Source organism: Muricoccus pecuniae (genome assembly GCF_014199205.1).
In the GTDB taxonomy this organism is placed as follows: Bacteria; Pseudomonadota; Alphaproteobacteria; order Acetobacterales; family Acetobacteraceae; genus Roseomonas; species Roseomonas pecuniae.
This window is the reverse complement of sequence record NZ_JACIJD010000002.1, coordinates 148,833-168,622: the sequence shown is the minus strand read 5'-3', so window position 1 is coordinate 168,622 and position 19,790 is coordinate 148,833. Positions and strand designations below refer to the sequence as shown.

19 protein-coding genes are annotated in these 19,790 nt (G+C 73.0%); 10 read left to right on the top strand and 9 right to left on the bottom strand.

The window, feature by feature from the left end; translation table 11 throughout:
• The first annotated feature begins 70 nt into the window (after positions 1–70).
• A complete protein-coding gene (locus tag FHS87_RS02755) occupies positions 71–1,705 on the top strand; it encodes a gamma-glutamyltransferase family protein (RefSeq protein WP_246417787.1) in 1,635 nt (544 codons plus the stop codon).
• An 81-nt stretch (positions 1,706–1,786) separates the two neighbouring features.
• Here the strand turns inward: FHS87_RS02755 and FHS87_RS02750 are convergent, their stop codons facing one another.
• From FHS87_RS02750 to FHS87_RS02730, 5 genes are all read right to left on the bottom strand, one after another.
• Positions 1,787–3,073: a PQQ-dependent sugar dehydrogenase gene (locus FHS87_RS02750; RefSeq protein WP_246417786.1), complete on the bottom strand. Its 1,287-nt coding sequence runs from the start codon at positions 3,071–3,073 to the stop codon at positions 1,787–1,789.
• Positions 3,073–3,459 carry a DUF2231 domain-containing protein gene (locus FHS87_RS02745; protein WP_221299444.1) on the bottom strand — a complete coding sequence of 129 codons (387 nt, stop codon included), beginning with the start codon at positions 3,457–3,459 and terminating at the stop codon, positions 3,073–3,075. Before FHS87_RS02745 ends, FHS87_RS02750 begins: the two co-directional genes overlap by 1 nt.
• 318 nt (positions 3,460–3,777) lie before the next feature.
• Complete coding sequence (locus FHS87_RS02740) at positions 3,778–4,569, bottom strand: lipid-binding SYLF domain-containing protein (RefSeq protein WP_184513619.1); 792 nt, start codon at positions 4,567–4,569, stop codon at positions 3,778–3,780.
• A 104-nt stretch (positions 4,570–4,673) separates the two neighbouring features.
• Entirely contained in the window at positions 4,674–5,300 is a 627-nt protein-coding gene (locus FHS87_RS02735) for a histidine phosphatase family protein (RefSeq protein WP_184513617.1), read from the bottom strand.
• Positions 5,301–5,340: 40 nt separating this feature from the next.
• Positions 5,341–6,192: an ABC transporter permease gene (locus FHS87_RS02730; RefSeq protein WP_246417785.1), complete on the bottom strand. Its 852-nt coding sequence runs from the start codon at positions 6,190–6,192 to the stop codon at positions 5,341–5,343.
• 77 nt (positions 6,193–6,269) lie between these two features.
• Here FHS87_RS02730 and FHS87_RS02725 point away from each other — a divergent pair, with 77 nt between their 5' ends.
• Complete coding sequence (locus FHS87_RS02725) at positions 6,270–7,334, top strand: spore photoproduct lyase family protein (protein ID WP_184513615.1); 1,065 nt, start codon at positions 6,270–6,272, stop codon at positions 7,332–7,334.
• Entirely contained in the window at positions 7,324–8,400 is a 1,077-nt protein-coding gene (locus FHS87_RS02720; RefSeq protein ID WP_184513613.1) for an SPL family radical SAM protein, read from the top strand. The genes FHS87_RS02725 and FHS87_RS02720 overlap by 11 nt, the downstream gene beginning before the upstream one ends.
• Positions 8,401–8,482: 82 nt before the next feature.
• Here the strand turns inward: FHS87_RS02720 and FHS87_RS02715 are convergent, their stop codons facing one another.
• Complete coding sequence (locus tag FHS87_RS02715; RefSeq protein WP_184513611.1) at positions 8,483–8,881, bottom strand: MAPEG family protein; 399 nt, start codon at positions 8,879–8,881, stop codon at positions 8,483–8,485.
• Positions 8,882–9,005: 124 nt separating this feature from the next.
• Between FHS87_RS02715 and radA the strand changes: the two genes are divergently transcribed.
• The 5 genes from radA (at position 9,006) to FHS87_RS02690 (ending at position 14,482) form a co-directional block, all read left to right on the top strand.
• Positions 9,006–10,445, top strand: coding sequence for a DNA repair protein RadA (radA, locus tag FHS87_RS02710; RefSeq protein WP_184513994.1), 1,440 nt, complete (start codon positions 9,006–9,008; stop codon positions 10,443–10,445).
• A gap of 103 nt (positions 10,446–10,548) precedes the next feature.
• Complete coding sequence (locus tag FHS87_RS02705) at positions 10,549–11,109, top strand: CvpA family protein (RefSeq protein WP_184513609.1); 561 nt, start codon at positions 10,549–10,551, stop codon at positions 11,107–11,109.
• 4 nt (positions 11,110–11,113) lie between these two features.
• Positions 11,114–12,616 carry an amidophosphoribosyltransferase gene (purF, locus tag FHS87_RS02700; protein WP_184513607.1) on the top strand — a complete coding sequence of 501 codons (1,503 nt, stop codon included), beginning with the start codon at positions 11,114–11,116 and terminating at the stop codon, positions 12,614–12,616.
• Positions 12,613–13,350 (top strand): SDR family NAD(P)-dependent oxidoreductase, encoded by a 738-nt coding sequence (locus FHS87_RS02695; RefSeq protein WP_184513604.1) that lies wholly within the window; start codon positions 12,613–12,615, stop codon positions 13,348–13,350. The genes purF and FHS87_RS02695 overlap by 4 nt, the downstream gene beginning before the upstream one ends.
• Positions 13,351–13,426: 76 nt before the next feature.
• Entirely contained in the window at positions 13,427–14,482 is a 1,056-nt protein-coding gene (locus FHS87_RS02690) for an SAM-dependent methyltransferase (protein WP_184513602.1), read from the top strand.
• Between the two features lie 6 nt (positions 14,483–14,488).
• Here the strand turns inward: FHS87_RS02690 and der are convergent, their stop codons facing one another.
• From der to FHS87_RS02675, 3 genes are all read right to left on the bottom strand, one after another.
• Positions 14,489–15,841, bottom strand: a complete 1,353-nt coding sequence (gene der / locus FHS87_RS02685; RefSeq protein ID WP_184513600.1) for a ribosome biogenesis GTPase Der — start codon at positions 15,839–15,841, stop codon at positions 14,489–14,491.
• A gap of 149 nt (positions 15,842–15,990) precedes the next feature.
• Positions 15,991–17,337, bottom strand: coding sequence for an outer membrane protein assembly factor BamB family protein (locus FHS87_RS02680; protein WP_184513598.1), 1,347 nt, complete (start codon positions 17,335–17,337; stop codon positions 15,991–15,993).
• A 13-nt stretch (positions 17,338–17,350) separates the two neighbouring features.
• Positions 17,351–18,004, bottom strand: coding sequence for a tetratricopeptide repeat protein (locus tag FHS87_RS02675; protein ID WP_184513596.1), 654 nt, complete (start codon positions 18,002–18,004; stop codon positions 17,351–17,353).
• A 118-nt stretch (positions 18,005–18,122) separates the two neighbouring features.
• Here FHS87_RS02675 and FHS87_RS02670 point away from each other — a divergent pair, with 118 nt between their 5' ends.
• Both FHS87_RS02670 and FHS87_RS02665 read left to right on the top strand, forming a co-directional pair.
• The gene (locus FHS87_RS02670; protein WP_184513594.1) at positions 18,123–18,467 is read left to right on the top strand and encodes a hypothetical protein; all 345 of its coding nucleotides are present in this window, start codon (positions 18,123–18,125) and stop codon (positions 18,465–18,467) included.
• Between the two features lie 115 nt (positions 18,468–18,582).
• Entirely contained in the window at positions 18,583–19,698 is a 1,116-nt protein-coding gene (locus tag FHS87_RS02665; RefSeq protein WP_184513592.1) for an NADH:flavin oxidoreductase/NADH oxidase, read from the top strand.
• Positions 19,699–19,790: the final 92 nt, after the last annotated feature.

The window sequence follows — 19,790 nt, the reverse complement described above, 5'->3', positions numbered from 1 at the left end:
CTGCAAGCAGCGCCCGGGGGCGACGGCCCCGGCGCGATGGCGCAAACTCCGCGGCCCGAAGGAGTCCCCGATGCCCAGACCCGCCCGCCGCCTCCCCACCCCCCGCGCCATGATCGTGGCCCCGCAGCCCGAGGCGGTGGAGGCGGGCGAGGCGGTGCTGCGCGCGGGCGGCAACGCGCTGGACGCGGTTCTCGCCTGCGCCCTGGCGCAAGGGGTGGTGGACCCCATGATGAGCGGCATTGGGGGCCTGGGCGTGCTGCAGCTCCTCGATCCCCGGAGCGGCGAGCACGTGATCCTCGACGGCCTCTCCGCCGCCCCCGGTGCCTGCCGGGAGGACATGTGGGCGGACCGCTATGTCGGGGAGTGCCCGGACGGCTTCGGCTACATCGTGCGGGACCATGTGAACGAGATCGGCCACCGCGCCGTGACGGTTCCCGGCATCCTCCGCGTCTTCGGCGCCGCCCATGCGCGCTTCGGGCGGGCGGCGTGGGAGAGCCTCTTCGCACCGGCCGTCGGCTTCGCCGAGGAGGGCTGGCTCGTGCGACCGCACGTGGCCACCATGTTCCACCTGGACGAGAAGGCCTATGGCCGCCTCTCCTACGCCGCCAAGCTCGGCTTCACGGAGGACGGGCGCCGCCTCTACATGGGCGCGGACGGCGCGCCGAAGCGCCTGGGCCAGACCGTCCGCAACCCCGATCTGGCGGAAACGCTGCGCCTCGTCGCGCGGGAGGGGGCGGAGACCTTCTACACCGGCGAACTGTCCCGCCGGATCGTGGCGGACATGCGGGCGCATGACGGGCTGCTCTCGGCCGAGGACCTGGCGGGCTTCGAGCCGCGATGGCGGGAGCCGCTGCGCGTGGGCTACCGCGGCTTCGGCATCGCCCTGCCGCCGCCGCCCGCGGGCGGCATCCTGGTGGCGGAGATGCTCCGCATCCTCGGGCCCTTCGACCTCGCCGCCCTCGGCCATAACACGCCGGAATACGTGCGCGTCCTGTCCGAGGCGATGCGGACGGCCATGCGGGACAAGGACCGCCATATCGGCGACCCCGACTTCATCCCGCCCCCGCTCGACATGCTTCTCTCCGATTCCTACGCCGAGGAATGCGCCGCCCGCATCCGCGCGGGGGAGAAGGTGTCGCTGCCCCGGCTGGGGGCGGATTCAGAGCACACCACCACCGTCTCCTGCGTGGACGCCGATGGGATGGTGGTGACGCTGACCCACACGCTCGGCCTGCCCTCCGGCGTCATTCCGCCAGGCACGGGCTTCATGCTGAACGGGGGCATGAACAACTACGATCCCCGGCCGGGGCGCGCCGGCTCCATCGCGCCGGGCAAGCGCCGCTTCTCCACCATGTCGCCGACCATCGTGCTGGAAGGGGACAGGCCCGTCGCCACGCTGGGGGCGCCGGGCGGGGCCTGGATCGGGGTGGCGATCACCCAGGCGCTGGTGAACCTCATCGACTGGGGCATGACGATGCAGGAAGCGGTGATGGCGCCGCGCTTCTCCAGCACGAGCGACGCGATCGACATCTCCAACCGCATCCCGCGCGCGGTGCAGAAGGCGCTGGAGGGGATGGGCTACGAGGTCCGGCGCAACCCCACCAGCTTCCCCTTCGCCGCCGTCCACGGGATCACGATGTGGGACGGGGCGATCGAGGGCGGGGCCGACCCGCAGCGGGACGGCCTCGCCGCCGGGGTGCCCTAAGGCACGCTCCGGACCCGGCCCGCGCGCCGCCCCGGGCCGCGTGCAGGGCAGGCCCCGGTCAGGCCAGCCCCCCTCCGCGCGCTACCGGTTCGGCGTAACCCTCCAGACCGTGTTCGACAGGTCGTCGGCGACGATCAGGGCGCCGCGGGGGTCCACCGATACCCCGACCGGCCGGCCGCGCGTGTTGCCCTCGCCGTTGAGGAAGCCGGACACGAAGTCGATCGGGTCTCCGGCGGGCCGGCCGTCACGGAACGGCACGAAGACGACCTTGTAGCCGACGGGGTTGTTGCGGTTCCAGCTGCCATGCTGGCCGACGAACACCCCGTCCGCGAAGGCCGCGCCCATGGAGGGGGCCGAGAAGGAGACGCCGAGCGCCGCCACATGCGCGCCCAGCGCGTAGTCCGGGCGGATGGCCGCGGCGACGCGCTCCGGGTTCTGCGGCTGCGCGCGGGTGTCGACGTTCTGGCCCCAGTAGCTCCAGGGCCAGCCGTAGAAGCCGCCCTCGCGCACCGAGCTCAGGTAGTCCGGAACGAGGTCGGGGCCGATCTCGTCGCGCTCGTTCACCACGGCCCAGAGCTGGCCCGTTCCCGGCTGGATCGTGAGGGCCGTGGGATTGCGCAGGCCGGTCGCGTAGGGCCTGTGCGCGCCCGTCTGGGGGTCGATCTGCCACACCATGGCCCGATCGACCTCGACCTCCATCCCGCGCTCGGTGATGTTGCTGTTGGACCCGATGCCGACATAGAGGAACCGGCCATCGGGGCTGGCGGTCATCGCCTTCGTCCAGTGGTGGTTGACCGCCGAGGGCAGGTTCGTCACCAGCACCGGCGGCCCGCTCGCCTGCGTCTGGCCCTCGCGATAGTCGAAGCGCACCAGCGCATCCTGGTTGGCGACGTAGAGGACACCGTTGACCAGGGCGAGGCCGTAGGGCCCGTTCAGGTTCTCCGCGAAGACGTGCCGGCCCTCATAGGTGCCGTCGCCATCGGCGTCGCGCAGCAGCGTCAGCCGGTTGCCGCCCGGCACCGACGTCCTGCCCCAGCTCTTGATGACGCCCGCGATGAAGGCCTTCGGGTTGAGCCGGGGGGCGCCCTGCCCGCCCGTTCCCTCGGTGACCAGGATGTCGCCATTGGGCAGGATGAGGGTCTGGCGCGGGATCTTGAGATCCGTGGCGATGGCCTGGATCGTGTAGCCCTGCGGCACCGTCGGGCGATCATTGCCCCAGGCTGCCGGGCGGGGGATCGTCATGTCGGGCAGCAGGCCGCGATGCGGCTCCGGGAGGCTCGGGTTGGCCCCGAGTTGCTGCGCGGCGGGCTCGCCGTGGAAGGCGGAAAGGGCGAGCGCCGCGACGCCGATCAGAAGAGCTGCGCGCATCATGCCGCCTCCCTCGAGTGATAGCCGGAGTAGCCGATCCAGGACGCGACGAGCGCGAGGATCGTCACGATGGCGGAGAGGTAGAGCGCCTCGGGCATGATCGCGAAGGCGTCCTTCGAGTGCACGAGCGCGTCGATGAAGCCGAGCACCCACATGGCGAGCAGCACGAGGAAGTAGACCGCCGCACGCTTCCTCCGCGCCGCTCCGCTTCGGATCAGATCGATCAGTGCCCAGAGCAGGGCGAAGCCGCCGACGAACAATCCGCCGGCGAGGAGCCAGGACGAGAAATTGAACCACTGGATCTGGAAGCTCGACCGGTAGGCGAGGTCGCTGAGCAGCGCACCGAGGAACAGCGGGAGCGGGAAGGCGAGCAGGATCGCGTGCAAGGGATGAAGCGGCCTTGCTAATCCTGGCGCATGAATGGGCGCGGAAATGGCAGCCACAGGGGGACCTCTCGTTTCTCAGTTCGGCCGGGCGACGCGCGCAAAGAGCTGACCTGCGTCCGTCGGGATTGCCAGTGGGGCAACGGGACGGCGATGGGTGAGTTTCGGCGCCGCGGCATGCCTCGTGGATCGAGGTTCCTTCTTCTCTGGTTGGTTCGTGTGGTTCGGCCCGACGCCGCTTTCGGCCGCGGCCGCAACGACCCGCTGCGGCCACGCCCATCCGTCAGGTCCGTCGCGCTCTCAGAGAGAGCGCTCAGGGTATCAGCGAAGCTGCTCCCGCATGACGGTGCCGCTGGGCGCCGCCTGGATCCCCATCGTCCCGGGCTGGGCGGGCATGGCGGCCATGGGCGCCGCGGCGGGCCCGCCCGGGCCGAAGCGCATCAGCGCGGCGCGGAGCGCGTCCGCGGCGGGGTTGTGCGCCTGCATCTCCATCACGATCTGCCGCGGCCCGGCGGGGCGGCCGTAATAGCCCTGGTTGAACTCGCTGCGGCTGCTCAGCAGCGAGCCCTCCAGCGAGATGCCGGCATAGAGGCCGCGCGTGCGGGCATAGCTGACGATGTCGGCGCCCACCGCGGCGGTCGTCGCCCCCGCGATGCCCCCGCCGATGGCCGCGATCGCGACGGAGGCGTCCGCTCCGATCTTGAACTGGCTGTCGAGGACGGCGTTCAGCCCCTTCTGCGTCAGGATCATCATCATGACCTGCATGTCCTGGATGCCGATCTGCAGGCCGAAGCTGGCGGAGCCGATGGTGTAGAAGGCGGGGGAGGACCAGGAGCCCGCGCCGTCCCGCGCCGTCAGCACGCAGTCGCCGCCCTGTCCGCCGAAGACGAAGCCCGCGCGGAAGATCCGGGGGCAGATCATCACGGCCCGCGCCCGCTGGAGCATGCCGTTGGCGTCCTTCAGCACGTTCGGGTCGCCCGAGCCCAGCATCTCCTGCACGGTGATGGTGGCGCGGTCCACGAGCGCCTGCTGCTCCGTCTGCGCGAGGGCCGCGCGCGGCTGGCCCAGGGCGATGGCGGCCAGGGCCACCAGCCCAATGATCTTGCATCGCATGAAGTTCTTCCCCCAACCCCTTGCCTTGGCGAGAGACTACCGGTTCGATCGCGGCAAGGCCAGGGCGCGCCTCGCCCGTCGTTTCGGCCGGCGGCGGGCCGCCCTCAGCCGGGCGGCGGCTCCTCGTTCACCGTTCCCACGCGCCAGTGGCCCCGCTCCCGCTCCAGCCGGGTGAGGGAGAGGTTCTTCACGCTGAACTGGAGCGCCTGGTAGGGGGTTAGCGCGCAGGCATGGGCCAGCGCCGCGCGGATCGAGCCGCCATGGGCCACGATCACCGCGTCCCCGCCGGGGTTCTCGTCCGCCACCGCCTCCAGAGTGGGGCCGACGCGGTCCACCACCTCCGACAGGCTCTCGCCCCCCGGGGGGCGCTCGTCCGCGCCGTGGTTCCAGAAGGGGTGGGGCGGGTCGCGCAGGACGGCGGTGAACTCCTCGTGGGTCAGGCCCTGCCACTCGCCGAGGTGCTGCTCCACGAAATGCGGGAGGTCGGTCAGCTCCGCCTCCGGGTAGCCGGCGGCGAAGATCGCCATGGCCGTCGCGCGGGTGCGGGCGAGCGGGGTGCAGTACCAGCGCGCCCCCGGCGGCACGCGCGCCGCCAGCCAGGCATGGGCCGGGCGCTCGCGCACCAGCGTGTCCTGGCAGAGAGCGACATCCATGGAGCCGTAGGCGGTCAGTCGCGCGGAGGCCTCCACCAGGGCGTGGCGGATGAGGAAGATGCGGGTCGTGTCCGTCATCCCGGCCCCATACGACACCCCCACCCCCGCGGCGAGGCCCCTATTCCCCGATGGTGAGCAGCGCGCCCCGCTCCCGCGCCCGGCGGAACTGCCACATGAACAGCCAGGCCATGGCGGCGAGCCAGACGAGGTCCAGCCCGAAGGCCCAGCCGAGATGCCCCCAGGCGATCCGCCCCTCGGTCAGCGCCGCGCGCATCCCCTCGAAGACATGGGCGGAGGGGGTGGCCAGCGCCACGGGCCGCAGCCATTCCGGCAGGACGGAGACGGGGTAGAACACCGCCGAGAGCGGGGCGAGGCCGAACATGAGCGACCAGGCCAGCGCCTCCGCCCCCGCGCCGTGGCGGAGGATGAGGCTCGTCACCCCCAGCGCCACCGCCCAGCCCATCACCATCAGCGCCGCGAAGAACAGAACCACCACCGGGCCGAGGGAGAAGAGGCCGAAGCCGTAGAGGAGCCAGGCGAGCAGCACCGCCGGCAGCACGCCCACCAGCATGCGGATCGCGCTCATCCCCACCAGCGCCGCCACCAGCTCCCAGGGGCGGAGGGGGGAGACGAAGACGTGGCCGAGGTTGCGGGACCAGATCTCCTCCAGGAAGGAGATGGAGAAGCCCATCTGGCTCCGCAGCGCGACCTCCCAGAGCAGCACGCCGCCGAGCAGGACCCCGGCCGCGAGGCTCGCCGCATTCGCCTGGACGCCCGCGACATAGGCCGTGACGAAGCCCCAGACCACCATCTGCAGCACGGGCCAGTAGGCGAGCTCCACCAGCCGCGGCCAGGAGCGGCGGAAGAGGGCGAGGTGGCGGTACATCATCCCCCAGATCCGCCGCGCCGCGAGCCCTGCTCCCCCGCCGCCGCGCGCCACCGCATCCCGCATCCGCGTTCCCTGCCCCATGTCCCGCCCCAAGATAGGCTGGGAGGACGCCCCCGCCACCTGTCCGCCCGGCGGGGCGCCCCCATATCCAGGGACGGATGAACGGCCCCCCGCCCACGCTGCTCGACATCGCCCGGATCTACCTGGAGCCCGCCGTGGAGGGATACGCGCGGGGCCGGGAAGTGCTGGCCCGCTTTCCCCGGGCCGAGCGGATCGAGGTCGCCTCCCACTGGCGCATCCCCGAGCTGCGGGAGGGCGATCCCGGCGACTATCTCCGGGCCAAGCGCGGCTCGCTCGTGCTCGGGGTGAAGAAGAGCCTCGCCTTCCGGCCGAACGGGCGCAGCGCGGACTTCATCGCGCCATCCTCCTCCAATGGCTGCGCCATGGCCTGCGCCTACTGCTACGTCGCGCGGCGCAAGGGCCACTCGAACCCGATCTCGGTCTTCGTGAACATCGAGGAGATCACCGCCGCCATCGCCCGCCACGCCGCGCGGCAGGGGCCGAAGGCGGAGCCGAACCAGGTGGACCCTCGCGACTGGGTCTACGATCTCGGCGAGAACGGCGACCTCTCGGTGGACGCCGCCATCTCCGACAACGTGCGCGACCTCGTCGCGGCCTTCCGCGACCTGCCCAACGCCAAGGGCAGCTTCGCGACGAAATGGGTGAACCGCGACCTACTCGACTACGACCCCCGCGGGCGCACGCGCATCCGCATGTCCCTCATGCCGGCGGGCATGGCGAAGCTGCTGGATGTCCGCACCTCGCCCGTGGCCGAGCGCATTGCGGCGATCCCGGAGCTGCACCGCGCGGGATACGAGATGCACCTCAACTTCTCCCCCGTCGTGCTGCGCGAGGGATGGGAGGCCGAGTGGGGCGAGCTCTTCGCCGAACTCGACGACGTGCTGCCCGATCAGGTGAAGGAGGGGCTGGCGGCGGAGATCATCATGCTCACCCACAACCAGGGCCTGCACGAGATCAACCTCGCCTGGCACCCCAGGGCGGAAGAGCTTCTCTGGCGCCCCGACATCCAGGAGGAAAAGGTCTCTGAGGGCGGCGGGGTGAACCTTCGCTACCGCACGGGCTGGAAGGGCCGCTGGCTCGCGCGCTTCAAGGAACTGCTCGCCGCGCGCATGCCCTATTGCCGGGTGCGCTATGCCTTCTGACGTGATGGAGGCCCCCGCCCGCGCGCACCCGCTCTGGAAGCCCAGGCGCCTTCTCGTCACGCCCTCCGCCCTCTCCTGGCCGCAGGGGGCAGCGATGGCGGAGCGCGCGGCGGCCCTCGGCGCGGAGGTCGTGCGCCTGAAGGCGGACCGGCTGACCGGCCTGCCCGACACCTATCGCGACGCGAAGACCACCATGGCCGTGGTGGTCGCCTCCCCCAGTCGCCGGAAGCCGCAGCCCATCCCGCCGAGCGCGGACTGGCGCTTCGACCTCGCCGAGGGATGCCCGGCCCACTGCTCCTACTGCTACCTCGCGGGCTCGCTCGCCGGGCCGCCGATCATCCGCGCCTATGCCAACCTGCCGGAGATCCTGGCCGCGCTGCCGCCGCTGCTGGGCCAGGGGCAGGTCACCTCCCGCAACGCCGCGCGCATGGCGGAGGGCACGACCTTCGAAGCCTCCTGCTACACCGATCCCCTGGGGATCGAGCACATCACCGGCTCGCTCGCCGAGACGATCCGCTTCTTCGGCGATTGGGACGCCGAGGCGCAGCTCCGCTTCACCACGAAGTACGACGCGATCGATCCCCTGCTGGCCCTGCCGCACGGCCGCCGAACCCGCATCCGCTTCTCCATCAACGCCCGCGCCGCCGAGCGCTTCGAGGGCGGGGCGCCGCGGGTGCGGAACCGCCTGGCCGCGATGCGGAAGGCGGCCCTGGCGGGCTACCGCATCGGCCTGACCGTCGCCCCCATCCTCAACCTGCCGGACTGGCGGGAGGCCTATGACGCGCTGCTGGCGGATTGCGCCGCCGCGCTGGCGGGCGCGCCGGACCCCGACCTGACGGTGGAGCTGATCACCCACCGCTTCACCGAGGGATCGCGGGAGGTGCTGCAGGGCTGGTATCCCGGCAGCGGGCTGGAGATGGACCCGGCCCAGCGCACGCGGAAGACGACGAAGTTCGGCTCGGTGAAATACGTCTTCCCGCGCGAGCTGATGGGCGAGCTGCGGCGCGAGCTGGAGGGAGCCGTCGCGCGCCACCTGCCGGGCGCGCGGGTGCTCTACTTCACCTGAGCCTGCCTTCACCCGGGGTGAGTGCCTCACCTCGGGCGAGCGCCTCGCCCCGGGCGAGCGCCTCGCCCCGGGTGAGCAGGGCTCACCCGAAGAGGGAGAGCAGCACCATCACCAGCCCCACCATCGCCGCGCCCCAGACGACGGAGCGGATCATCGGCACCCCCGCCGCGTAGAGCGGCAGGTAGGCCACCCGCGCCCAGAAATAGATGAGCGCGCCCCAGCTCGTCATCCCGCCCGAGCGCCCGGCGAGATGCGCGGCCAGGAGGGCGGCGGCGAAGAGGGGGAAGGTCTCCAGGAAGTTGTCCCGCGCCCGCGTCAGCCGCGCGGCCACGCCCGACGGGGGCGGCTGCGGCTCGTCCCGCGCGCCGGCGGCCCAGGCGAGGCCGCCCGGGCGCTGCCGCGTCGCCGCCGCTGCCGCGGCGATGATGTGCACGAGGCCGAGCACGACGCTCCAGGCGAGCAGGCGGAGTTCAGGGGTCATGGAAGGCACCTCCGTCGAGTTGCGGCGAGATGATGCGCCCCCGGAAGCCTCCTTGTCCCTTCTATCCGCCCCCTCCCCGCGCTACATCCGGGATGTCCACCTTTCGTTCCTGATCGGGCACCCCTTGGCCAAAGCCTCGCACCGCTTCGTCTGCCAGTCCTGCGGCACCGTCCACCCGAAGTGGCAGGGCAAGTGCGAGGGCTGCGGCGCCTGGAACACCCTGGCCGAGGAGGTGGTGGAGAGCCGCGTCCCCGGCCCCACCAAGGCCGCCTCCCTGGGCGGGCGGAAGGTGGAGTTCGTGGCGCTCAAGGGCCATTCCTCCCCCCCGCCCCGCACCCGCACGGGCATGGCGGAGCTGGACCGCGTGCTCGGCGGCGGCTTCGTGCCGGGATCGGTGGTGCTGGTGGGCGGGGACCCCGGCATCGGCAAGTCCACCATCCTCCTCCAGGCCGCGGCGCGGGTGGCCGAAGCGGGCAAGCGCACCCTCTACATCTCGGGCGAGGAGGCGATCGAGCAGGTGCGGCTGCGCGCCCTGCGCCTGGGCGTCTCCGGCGCCCCGCTGGGCCTCGCCGCCGCCTCCTCGCTCCGCGACATCCTCGCCAGCCTGGAGGAGGAGCGCGATGTCGGGCTGGTCATCATGGACTCGATCCAGACCGTCTGGCTCGACAGCCTCGATTCGGCGCCCGGCACCGTCTCCCAGGTCCGCGCCTGCGCGGCCGAACTCGGCCGCATGGCCAAGGCCCGCGGCTTCGCCCTCGTCTTGGTGGGCCATGTGACCAAGGAGGGCACGCTCGCCGGCCCCCGCGTGCTGGAGCACATGGTGGACGCCACCCTCTATTTCGAAGGCGATCGCGGCCACCAGTTCCGCATCCTCCGCGCCACCAAGAACCGCTTCGGCGCCACCGACGAGATCGGCGTCTTCGAGATGACGGAGACGGGGTTGGCCGAGGTGCCCAACCCCTCCGCCCTCTTCCTCGCGGAGCGGCGCGGCAACGTCTCGGGCTCGGCCGTCTTCGCCGGGCTGGAGGGGACGCGCCCCGTGCTGGTGGAGGTGCAGGCCCTCCTCTCCCCCTCGGCGGGCGGCAGCCCCCGGCGGCAGGTGGTGGGCTGGGATTCCGGCCGCCTCTCCATGCTGCTCGCCGTGCTGGAGAGTCGGTGCCGGATGACGCTCGGGATGAACGACGTCTATCTCAACATCGCCGGCGGGCTGCGGATCAGTGAGCCCGCGGCGGACCTGGCGGTCGCCGCCGCCCTCGTCAGCGCCGCGACGGACCGGCCCTGCCCGCCCGACGCCGTGTTCTTCGGGGAGGTCGGCCTCTCCGGCGAGATCCGGCAGGTCGCCCAGACCGAGTTGCGGCTGCGGGAAGCCGCCAAGCTCGGCTTCGCCGCCGCCACCCTTCCCCGCCGCGTGGCGCGGGGCGGGCGGGCCCTCTCGGCGCCCGACGGGCTGAGGCTGAGCGAGACGGGGCATCTGGCGGACCTCGTCGCCCCCTTTGCCGCCGCGGCCGGCCCCCGCCGGGGACCGAAGGAGAAGCCGAAGCCCGAGCCGGCCGAGGCGGAATAGGCTGGCCCCCTCTGCCCCATGGCCTGCCCACATGTCTCCCCCGCGGTGACACGGGACCGTCACGCGTGACGCCGCGGCGCAGCATCGCTATATGCGGCGCGCAATGACCTGGGTTGATGCCGTTCTCCTCGCCCTGATCGCCGTCTCGGGCGTGATCGGCTACATGCGCGGCCTCGTCCGCGAGGTCCTGGGCGTCGGCGCCTGGGTGGGCGCGATCTTCTTCGCCTTCTACATGCTGGACGGCATGCGGGGGCTGTTCGTGAACCTCGTCCCCGCGCCCTGGATGGCCGATGTGGCGGCGCTGGCGGCGGTTTTCGTCGTCACCCTCATCATCCTGAAGATCATCATCGCGCTCATCGCCCGCTCGGTGCAAAGCTCCGTCCTCGGCGGGGTGGACCGGGCGCTGGGCGTGGTCTTCGGCCTCGGGCGGGGTGCGGTGGTGATCCTGGTTGCCTATATCGCCGCCGGGGCCTTCGTGCCGAACCCCGCCCTCTGGCCCGAGCCAGTGCGCGGCGCGCGTTCCCTGCCTCTCATCGCCGACGGCGCGGCCTGGCTGAACGCCCGGCTCCCCGCCGGCTACCGCCCCCGCCTGCCCGACGCCCCCGCGGGCCGGGCGCCCACCGCCGAGGAGCTGTTGCGCCCTCCCGCGCGCAACCGGATCTGAACCGATGACCGAGCTGACGACCAATCCGTTCGCCTCGCCGGCCGCCCGTGAGGGCGACGAGGGGGATGACGCCTTCCACGAGGAGTGCGGCGTCTTCGGCGTGTGGAACGCGCCCGACGCGGCGGCGCTGACCGCGCTCGGCCTCCACGCGCTCCAGCACCGTGGGCAGGAGGCGTCCGGCATCGTCTCCCTCGGCGACAAGGGGTTCCGCAGCCACAAGGGCCTCGGCCTCGTCGGCGACATCTTCGGGGATGCCCGGGTGATGGCCATGCTGCCCGGCCGCGCGGCAGTGGGCCACAACCGCTACGCGACGGCGGGCGAGACGGCGCTGCGCAACGTGCAGCCCCTCTATGCCGACTTCGCCTTCGGCGGCTTCGCGGTGGCGCATAACGGCAACCTCACCAACGCGCTCGCGCTGCGCCGCCAGCTCGTCCGCCGCGGCTGCCTCTTCCAGTCCTCCACGGATTCGGAGGTCTTCGTCCATCTCATCGCCATCTCGCTCTACGCGACCGTGCTGGATCGCCTGATCGACGCGCTGAAGCAGGTGGACGGCGCCTACTCCCTCGTCGCCCTGCACGATGGCGCGCTGATCGGCGTGCGCGACCCGCTGGGCGTGCGCCCGCTCGTGCTCGGCCGCCTCGGCGCGGAGGGGAATCGGGGCTGGGTGCTGGCGAGCGAGACCTGCGCGCTGGACATCGTCGGCGCCGAGTTCGTGCGCGACGTGGAGCCCGGCGAGATCGTCGTCATCGACGGGAGCGGCGTGCAGAGCGTGAAGCCCTTCGCCCACACGTCGAGCCGCTTCTGCATCTTCGAGTACGTCTACTTCGCCCGCCCCGATTCCGTGGTGGAGGGCACGCCCGTCTACGAGACGCGCAAGCGCATCGGCCAGGAGCTGGCGCGCGAGAGCGGGGTGGAGGCGGATGTCGTGGTGCCCGTGCCCGATTCCGGCGTTCCCTCCGCCATGGGCTATGCCGTCGAGGCCGGGATCCCCTTCGAGCTCGGGATCATCCGGAACCACTATGTCGGCCGCACCTTCATCGAGCCGACCGACACGATCCGCCATCTCGGGGTGAAGCTGAAGCACTCGGCCAACCGGGCGATGCTCCAGGGCAAGCGGGTGATCCTGGTGGACGACTCCATCGTCCGCGGCACCACCTCGAAGAAGATCGTCGAGATGGTCCGCCAGGCCGGCGCGAAGGAGGTGCACATGCGCATCTCCTCGCCCCCCACGACCCATTCCTGCTTCTACGGCATCGACACGCCGGAGCGGGAGAAGCTGCTCGCCGCCAAGCACGACGTGGCGGCGATGGCCCGCATCATCGGCGCGGACAGCCTCGCCTTCATCTCGCTCGACGGGCTCTACCGCGCGCTCGGCCGCCAGGGCCGGGACGCGAAGGACCCCGGCTACTGCGATGCCTGCTTCACGGGGGACTACGCCATTCCGCTGACGGATCTCGAGGGCCATGCGGAGCGCCGCCCCGCCCTCCTGGCGCTGAACGGCGTATGAGCGCGTCGCTGCAAGGGCCCCTGTCGGGCCGGGTCGCCCTCGTCACCGGCGCCTCCCGCGGGATCGGCGCGGCGGCGGCCATCGAGCTCGCCCGCCTCGGCGCCCATTGCGTGCTGACCGCACGCAGCCAGGGCGGGCTGGAGGAGACGGACGACGCCATCCGCGCCGTCAGCAAGGCGCATGGGGGCGGCAGCGCCACCCTCCTGCCCTTCGACCTGCAGAAGGACGCGGACAAGCTCGACCCCCTCGGCCCCTCGGTCTTCGAGCGCTTCGGGCGGCTGGACATCCTCGTCCACGCGGCGGGGGTGCTCGGCACCCTCACCCCCGTGGCCCACATCACCCCGCGCGATTGGGCGGAGGTGGTGGCGGTGAACCTCACCGCCGCCTGGCGCCTCATCCGCACGCTGGACCCGCCGCTGCGCGCCTCCGATGCCGGCCGCGCCGTGATCCTCACCACCGGCCTCGCGCGCAGCCCGACGCCCTACTGGGGCGCCTATGGCGCGAGCAAGGCGGGGCTGGAGCACCTCGTCTCCACCTGGGCGGCCGAGGTGGCCGCCACGCCGCTGCGGGTGAACCTCTTCGACCCCGGCCCGGTGAACACGAAGCTCCGCGCCAAGGCCATGCCGGGCGAGGACCCCATGAGCCTCGCCCAGCCCGCCGATGTCGCGCCCCGCATCGCTGCCCTCTGCCTGCCCGGCGAGGCGCGGAGCGGGGAGGTCGTGCGGGCCGCCTAGGCCTCAGCCGCACGCCGCCAGGCAGGGGGCGTCCCGGCGGCGCCCTGCCGCGCCGCCACGATCCAGGAAGCCCGGAATGCAGGAACGGTCCCTTCTCACGCGCGCCCGCTCCGCCCTGGGCGGCCGGGAACGCGAGGCGACGCTGCCGCCCGAGGCGGTGACCTGGGCGTTCCGGCTGCTGCTCGGCCGGGATCCCGATGCGGCGGAGATGGAGCGCCACCGCCGCCATGCTTCGAGCGAGGCGCTGCGCAGCGCCCTGGCGCCCGCGGAATATGCGGCCCCGCTCTGGCTGCTCGCGCCCTCCGCCTCGCCCCGCATCCCCTGGCGGTTCGAGCCTCCCCGGCTGGGCCAGCCCGTGAGCCAGCTCTGCACCGCCGCGCAGTTCGACGAGCCCGAATACGCGGCCTGGTGCGAGACGATCGGGGAGGCGCCCCGCCCCCACCGCAAGCAGTGGGAGTTCTGCTGGATCCTCTCCGTGCTGCGCGCCGCGGACGCTATCCGCCCCGGCGCCCGCGCCCTCGGCTTCGGCGTCGGCACGGAACCCCTGCCGGCCATGCTGGCGGCCAACGGGGTCGAGGTGGTGGCGACTGACGCGCCGGCGGAGCTGTCCCATGCCCAGGGCTGGCAGAGCACGAACCAGCACGCGGCCGACCTCATGCAGCTTCACCGCCCCGCCCTGCTGGACGAGGAAGCCTTCCGCGCCCGCGTCTCCTTCCGCCCGGTGGACATGAACGCGATCCCCGGCGACCTGCGCGGCTTCGATGCCTGCTGGTCATCCTGCTGCTTCGAGCATCTCGGCGGGATCGCTCAGGGCCTCGACTTCGTGGAGAACAGCCTGGAGACGCTGCGCCCGGGCGGCGTCGCGGTCCACACCACCGAGTTCAACCTGCGCTCCAACGAGGAGACGCTGGAGACACCGGGGCTCTGCTATTTCCGGCGCCGCGACATCGAGGGGCTGCTGGACCGCCTGGCGGCCAGGGGCCACCGGGTATGGCCGCTGAACCTGCATCCCGGGGACGCGCCGCTCGACGCCCATATCGACCTGCCGCCCTACAGCCTGCCCCATCTGAAGCTGGAGAACATGGGGGAGATCAGCACCTCGATCGGGCTCGTGGTGCAGCGGGGGGACTGAGCGGCCTCAGTCCTCCGCCTCGGCATAGGGGTTGTCGGTCCCCCGCGCGTTCACGCGGACCGGCACGCCCGGCATGTCGAAGGCCTCGCGGAAGGAGTTCACGAGGTAGCGCCGGTAGTCCTCCGGCATCTGCTCGGCGCGGGTCCCGAAGATCGCCAGCGTCGGCGGGCGGGCCTTGGGCATGGTGGCGTAGCGCAGCTTCAGCCGCTTGCCGTTCACCAGCGGGGGCGCGTGGCGCTCCAGCGCCGCCTCGAACCAGCGGTTCAGCGCGCCGGTCGGCACGCGGCGGTTCCAGAGCTCATAGGCCTCGCGCACGGTGGGCATCAGCCGCTCCACCCCGCGCCCCGTGGCGGCGGAGAGGGGGACGACGAAGACGCCCTTGAGCTGGGCGAGGGAGGCCGTCAGCACGTCCTCCAGCCGGCGGCGGGCGGCGTTGCGGTCCTCCACCGCGTCCCACTTGTTGAAGGCGATGACCACCGCGCGGCCCTCGCGCTCGGCGAGGCGGGCGATGCGGAGGTCCTGCTCGTCCATGCCCTGCACGGCATCCACCACCAGCACGGCCACCTCGCACTCCTTCAGCGCGGCGATGGTGGCGGCGGTGGACATCTGCTCCAGCGCCTCGGTGATGCGGGCGCGGCGGCGGAGCCCGGCCGTGTCCACCAGCCGCACGGGCTTGCCCGTCTCGTCCGTCCAGCCCACGGCGACGGAGTCGCGGGTGAGGCCGGGCTCGGGGCCGGTGATCATCCGCTCCTCGCCGAGCAGGGCGTTCAGCAGGGTGGACTTGCCCGCATTCGGGCGGCCGACGATGGAGAGGCGCAGCGGGCGGTTCTCGTCCGCGACATCCTCCTCTTCCTCCGCCGGCTCGGGAGGCAGGGCCTCGCGGATCTCGTCATGCAGCTCACCCATGCCGTCGCCGTGCTCGGCGGAGACGAGCAGCGGGGCACCGAGGCCCAGCTCATACGCCTCCAGCGCCCTTGCCGCGCCCTCGCGCCCCTCGGCCTTGTTGGCGAGCAGCAGCACGGGCTTGCCGTGGCGGCGCAGCCACTGGGCGAAGGAGCGGTCGGCGGGGGTGAGCCCGGTGCGCACGTCCACCACGAAGAGCACGAGGTCCGCGGCGCGCAGCGCGGCCTCGGAGCTCGCGCGCATCCGGCCGGGGATGGTGTCGGGCGCCGCCTCCTCCAGCCCGGCGGTGTCGATCAGGAGCACGTCGCGCCCGGCGATGCGGGCGATCGTCTCCTTGCGGTCGCGCGTCACGCCCGGCGTGTCGTCCACGATGGCGATGCGCCGCCCGGCGAGGCGGTTGAAGAGGGTGGACTTGCCCACATTGGGGCGGCCCATCACGGCGATACGGGGGAGCATAGGGGGCAAGAGCACCGGCCGTGCCCGGGGGTCAAGCGCGGCGTGCCCGGGTCTGCCGCGCGCGGGCGCCGGCCACGGGTGGCCGGGCGGCTTCCGGGACCCCGGCCGTCACCCCGGCAGGTGCCGCTCATGGTCCTTGCCGGGGCCCCTCAGGCCCCGCGCAGGGCCACCAGCGTCCCGTCGTCGGTCAGGAGAAGGACCGTCCCTCCCACCGCGATGGGCGGCAGGGTGGTGCCGCCGGGCAGCCGGATGCGGGAGGCGATGCCGCCCTCGGCAGGGTCCACCAGCACGGCCTCACCGAGGGAGGAGGGTACGAGGATGCGCCCGCCCACCACCAGCGGCGAGCCGAAGCTCGCGGCCTCGCGCCGCCGGTCGCGCGCCGAGCGCTCGTCCAGCAGGGTGAGCCAGCGCACCCGGCCGTCGTTCCGGCCCATGGCGACGAGCTGGTTCTCGGGGGTGACGACGAAGATCCAGTCCCCGGCGACGGCGGGGGAGCGGGAGCTGCCGACATCGCGCTCCCACAACCGGCGGCCGGAGCGGAGGTCCACCATCAGCGCCGTGCCGCCCTGGCCGACCGCGATCACCCGGCCGTCGTCGATCACCGGCAGGCCGGCGACGCCCGCCAGCTCCGCCAGCCCGCCGCGCCGCGCCGCCTGCCCGCCGGAGGCGAGGCTCTCGGTCCAGACCACGCGGCCATCGGCCACGCCCAGCGCCGCCAGCTCGCCCGAGGGGAAGCCGGCCACCACCGTGTCACCCTGCACCGCCGGGGCGGGAAGGCCGAGCGGCACCGCGGAAACGGGCTGGCCGCGATAGGTCCAGAGGCGGCGCCCGTCCTCGATGGAGAGGGCGATGAGCTGGTTCTCCACCGTGGGCACGAAGATGCGCCCGCCCGAGACGGTGATGCCCCCTCGCGTCGGTGCGGGGACGGAGGCGCGCCAGCGGATCTCGCCCGTGCCGGGATCGAGGGCCAGCACCTCGGCCATGCCGGTGGCGGCGTAGAGGACCCCGTCCGCGAAGGCGAGGCCGGCGCCGACCGCGCCCACATCGTCCTTCTCCGGCGTCGTCTCGCGGGTCCAGCGCCGGCCGCCGCGGGCCGCGTCGAAGGCGGCGACGGTGCCGTAGGCATCGGCGGTGAAGACCGTGCCGTTCGCCAGGATCGGCCCGGCGGTGATGCGGCGGCGGTAGGAGGAGCCGGTGCCGATGCTCGCGCGCCAGATCTCCCGCAGCCCCTCGCCCGCCGAGGCATGGCCGGGGTCATGGGCGAGGTTGCCGCCCGCCTGCGGCCACTCGGCCAGGGCGGTGGGGGGCGGGAGCGTGACGGGGCGGCCGGCCAGGGCGGGATCGATCGAGATGCTGCGGTCGGCCTGGATCACGGGCAGGCGCTCGCCGGGCAGCGGCGTCTTGCTGTCGCCGAAGATGCTGTCGATCGTCTCGCAACCCGAGAGGGCGAGGGCGGCGCCGCCCAGCATCAGCGCGCGGCGGGAGGGGTTCGGCATCGCTCGCTCTCCTTCAGGCGGTGGGAAGCTGCGCCATCACCCGGGCGGCGCGGTCGCGCAGCGCCTGGGGGGCGGCGGCGTCGGTGGACAGGGCCTGCAGGATGCGCCGGGCCTCGGCCGTGTTGCCCTGGCGGATGGCGACGAGGGCCTGCATCTCCCGCGCGGAGGCGCGCCAGGGGCTGGCATCGCCGGCCAGCGGCGCGATGCGGGCGGCCAGGATCGCGGGGTCCTGGCTGTCCAGCCCGTGCAACACCCAGTTGAGGCTGGCGAGGTCGCGGTAGAGCGGGTCCGCCGCGCGGTCGTTCGCCACCGCGTCCCACTCGGCCAGCGCCCCGGCGAGGTCGCCCGTCTCGGACTTCAGCGCGGCGGCGCGGAGGCGGGCGAGGGTGCGGTAGCCGTCCGGCGCCTTGCTCGCGATGTCGTCGAAGCGCGCGGCGGCGGCCTTGAGGTCCGCGCCCTGGGCCTCGGTCTCCCGGTGGACGACGAGGAAGGCATTGGCGGCGGCCTCGGCCTCGCGGGTCTGGTACCAGCGCCAGCCCTGCCAGCCGCCCACCCCGATCAGCGCCACGAGGGCGAGAGCGGCGAGCGCCCCGCCATAGCGCATGCCGAGCTGCCGGGCGCGCTCGGCCCGCAGGTCCTCCTGCACCTCGTCGAAGATGTCGGGCAAGCGGGTCGCACTCCCTCGATGGCCCCCCGGGGAGCCCAGCCACGCCGGATGGCGGACAGGGCGGGGGGTATAGCGGGACCGTCACGGGGCGTTAAGCCCGCCCGGCCATGATGCGGGAATGCGGACCCTCCTCCTCCCCTTCCTCCTCCTGCTCCCGGGCTGCGAGGCGGCCGTGGGGCCGGCCCTCGCCGTGAACGGGGTGTCGCTCATGCTCACCGGGCGGGCGGTGCCGGACATCGTTTACTCGGGCGTGACGGGGCGGGACTGCTCCATCGCCTATCTCGATGGCGGGGAGCGCTACTGCCGGGTGGAGCCGGTGGCGGTGGAGCAGCCGCACTGCACGCGCAGCCTGGGCTCGGTGGACTGCTGGACCGGGCCGGTGCCGGGCAACCCGCCGCCGCAGGGGGTGGGGCAGGCCCGTCCGGGCGCGCCGGTGCAGCCCTGGCCGGAGCGGCTTCTCTGAGGCGGGCCGGAACCCCTCGACCGTTCCGGGCGCAAGGGGGACACTCGCGCGGGAGACCCGCCATGCCTGCCCCCCGGGCCCGGCGCGCTCCCGCACGAGATGAGGGCCCCTGCCGTTGAGCCAGCTTTTCCAACCCCTGCGCCTGGGCGGCCTCGAGCTCGCCAACCGCATCACCATCGCCCCGATGTGCCAGTACTCGGCGGAGGACGGGCGCGCGGGCGACTGGCACATGATCCATCTCGGAAGCCTCGCCCTCTCCGGCGCGGGGCTGCTGATCCTGGAGGCGACGGCGATCTCGCCGGAGGGGCGCATCTCCCCCGCCGACCTCGGCCTCTATTCCGACGAGGACGAGGAGGCGCTGGCCCGCGTGCTGCGCGCCTGCCGCGCCAACTCCCCCATGCCGATCGCCATCCAGCTCAGCCATGCCGGGCGCAAGGCGTCGAGCCGCGCCCCCTGGGAGGGCGGTGCCCAGATCGCCCCGGGCGAGCCGGGCGGCTGGAGGACCGAGGCTCCCTCCCCCCTGCCCCATACCGAGGGCGAGGACACTCCCCTCGCGCTCGACCGCGCCGGGCTGGACCGCGTGCGCGAGGGCTTCGCGGAGGCCGCCCGCCGCGCCGCGCGCCTCGGGCTGGACGGGATCGAGATCCACGGCGCCCATGGCTACCTGCTGCACCAGTTCCTCTCCCCGCTCTCGAACGCGCGGGAGGACGAGTATGGCGGCAGCCTCGAGAACCGGATGCGCTTCCCCCTGGAGGTGTTCGACGCCGTGCGCGCCGCCTTCCCGGCGGAGCGGCCGGTCTGGATGCGGATCTCCGCCACCGACTGGGTGCCCGGCGGCTGGGACGTGGAGGGGACGATCGCCCTCTCCCTCGCCCTCAAGGCGCGGGGCTGCGCGGCGATCCACGTCACCACCGGGGGTGTCTCGCCGCACCAGAAGATCCCCCTCGCCCCGGGCTACCAGGTGCCCTTCGCCCGGCAGGTGAAGGAGGCCGTGGGCCTGCCCACCATCGCGGTGGGGCTGATCACCGAGGCGGAGCAGGCCGAGGGGATCATCGCCCGCGGGGATGCGGACGCCGTCTCCCTCGCCCGGGCGATCCTCTACGATGCCCGCTGGCCCTGGCACGCCGCGGCCAGGCTCGGCGCGCAGGTGGCGGCGCCGAAGCAGTACTGGCGCTCCCAGCCGCGGGAGTACAAGGACCTGTTCATCGGCACCGCCCACGGCCAGCGCTAGAGCATTTTCAATGCCGGGTGGAATCACCCGGCGACTCGGAAAATGCGACAAAGCAAGAGGCTAGAGCGGTTGCCGTGAGCCACGGCGAACGG

Bases quoted from the DNA above. Each gene is read 5' to 3' on its own strand.
- FHS87_RS02705 (WP_184513609.1), top strand. From the start codon at position 10,549: ATGACCTGGGTTGATGCCGTTCTCCTCGCCCTGATCGCCGTCTCGGGC.
- FHS87_RS02715 (WP_184513611.1), bottom strand. From the start codon at position 8,881: ATGACCCCTGAACTCCGCCTGCTCGCCTGGAGCGTCGTGCTCGGCCTC.
- FHS87_RS02750 (WP_246417786.1), bottom strand. From the start codon at position 3,073: ATGCGCGCAGCTCTTCTGATCGGCGTCGCGGCGCTCGCCCTTTCCGCC.
- FHS87_RS02720 (WP_184513613.1), top strand. From the start codon at position 7,324: ATGCCTTCTGACGTGATGGAGGCCCCCGCCCGCGCGCACCCGCTCTGG.
- FHS87_RS02740 (WP_184513619.1), bottom strand. From the start codon at position 4,569: ATGCGATGCAAGATCATTGGGCTGGTGGCCCTGGCCGCCATCGCCCTG.
- purF (WP_184513607.1), top strand. From the start codon at position 11,114: ATGACCGAGCTGACGACCAATCCGTTCGCCTCGCCGGCCGCCCGTGAG.
- FHS87_RS02755 (WP_246417787.1), top strand. From the start codon at position 71: ATGCCCAGACCCGCCCGCCGCCTCCCCACCCCCCGCGCCATGATCGTG.
- der (WP_184513600.1), bottom strand. From the start codon at position 15,841: ATGCTCCCCCGTATCGCCGTGATGGGCCGCCCCAATGTGGGCAAGTCC.
- FHS87_RS02670 (WP_184513594.1), top strand. From the start codon at position 18,123: ATGCGGACCCTCCTCCTCCCCTTCCTCCTCCTGCTCCCGGGCTGCGAG.
- FHS87_RS02695 (WP_184513604.1), top strand. From the start codon at position 12,613: ATGAGCGCGTCGCTGCAAGGGCCCCTGTCGGGCCGGGTCGCCCTCGTC.
- FHS87_RS02680 (WP_184513598.1), bottom strand. From the start codon at position 17,337: ATGCCGAACCCCTCCCGCCGCGCGCTGATGCTGGGCGGCGCCGCCCTC.
- FHS87_RS02735 (WP_184513617.1), bottom strand. From the start codon at position 5,300: ATGACGGACACGACCCGCATCTTCCTCATCCGCCACGCCCTGGTGGAG.
- FHS87_RS02725 (WP_184513615.1), top strand. From the start codon at position 6,270: ATGAACGGCCCCCCGCCCACGCTGCTCGACATCGCCCGGATCTACCTG.
- FHS87_RS02690 (WP_184513602.1), top strand. From the start codon at position 13,427: ATGCAGGAACGGTCCCTTCTCACGCGCGCCCGCTCCGCCCTGGGCGGC.
- FHS87_RS02730 (WP_246417785.1), bottom strand. From the start codon at position 6,192: ATGGGGCAGGGAACGCGGATGCGGGATGCGGTGGCGCGCGGCGGCGGG.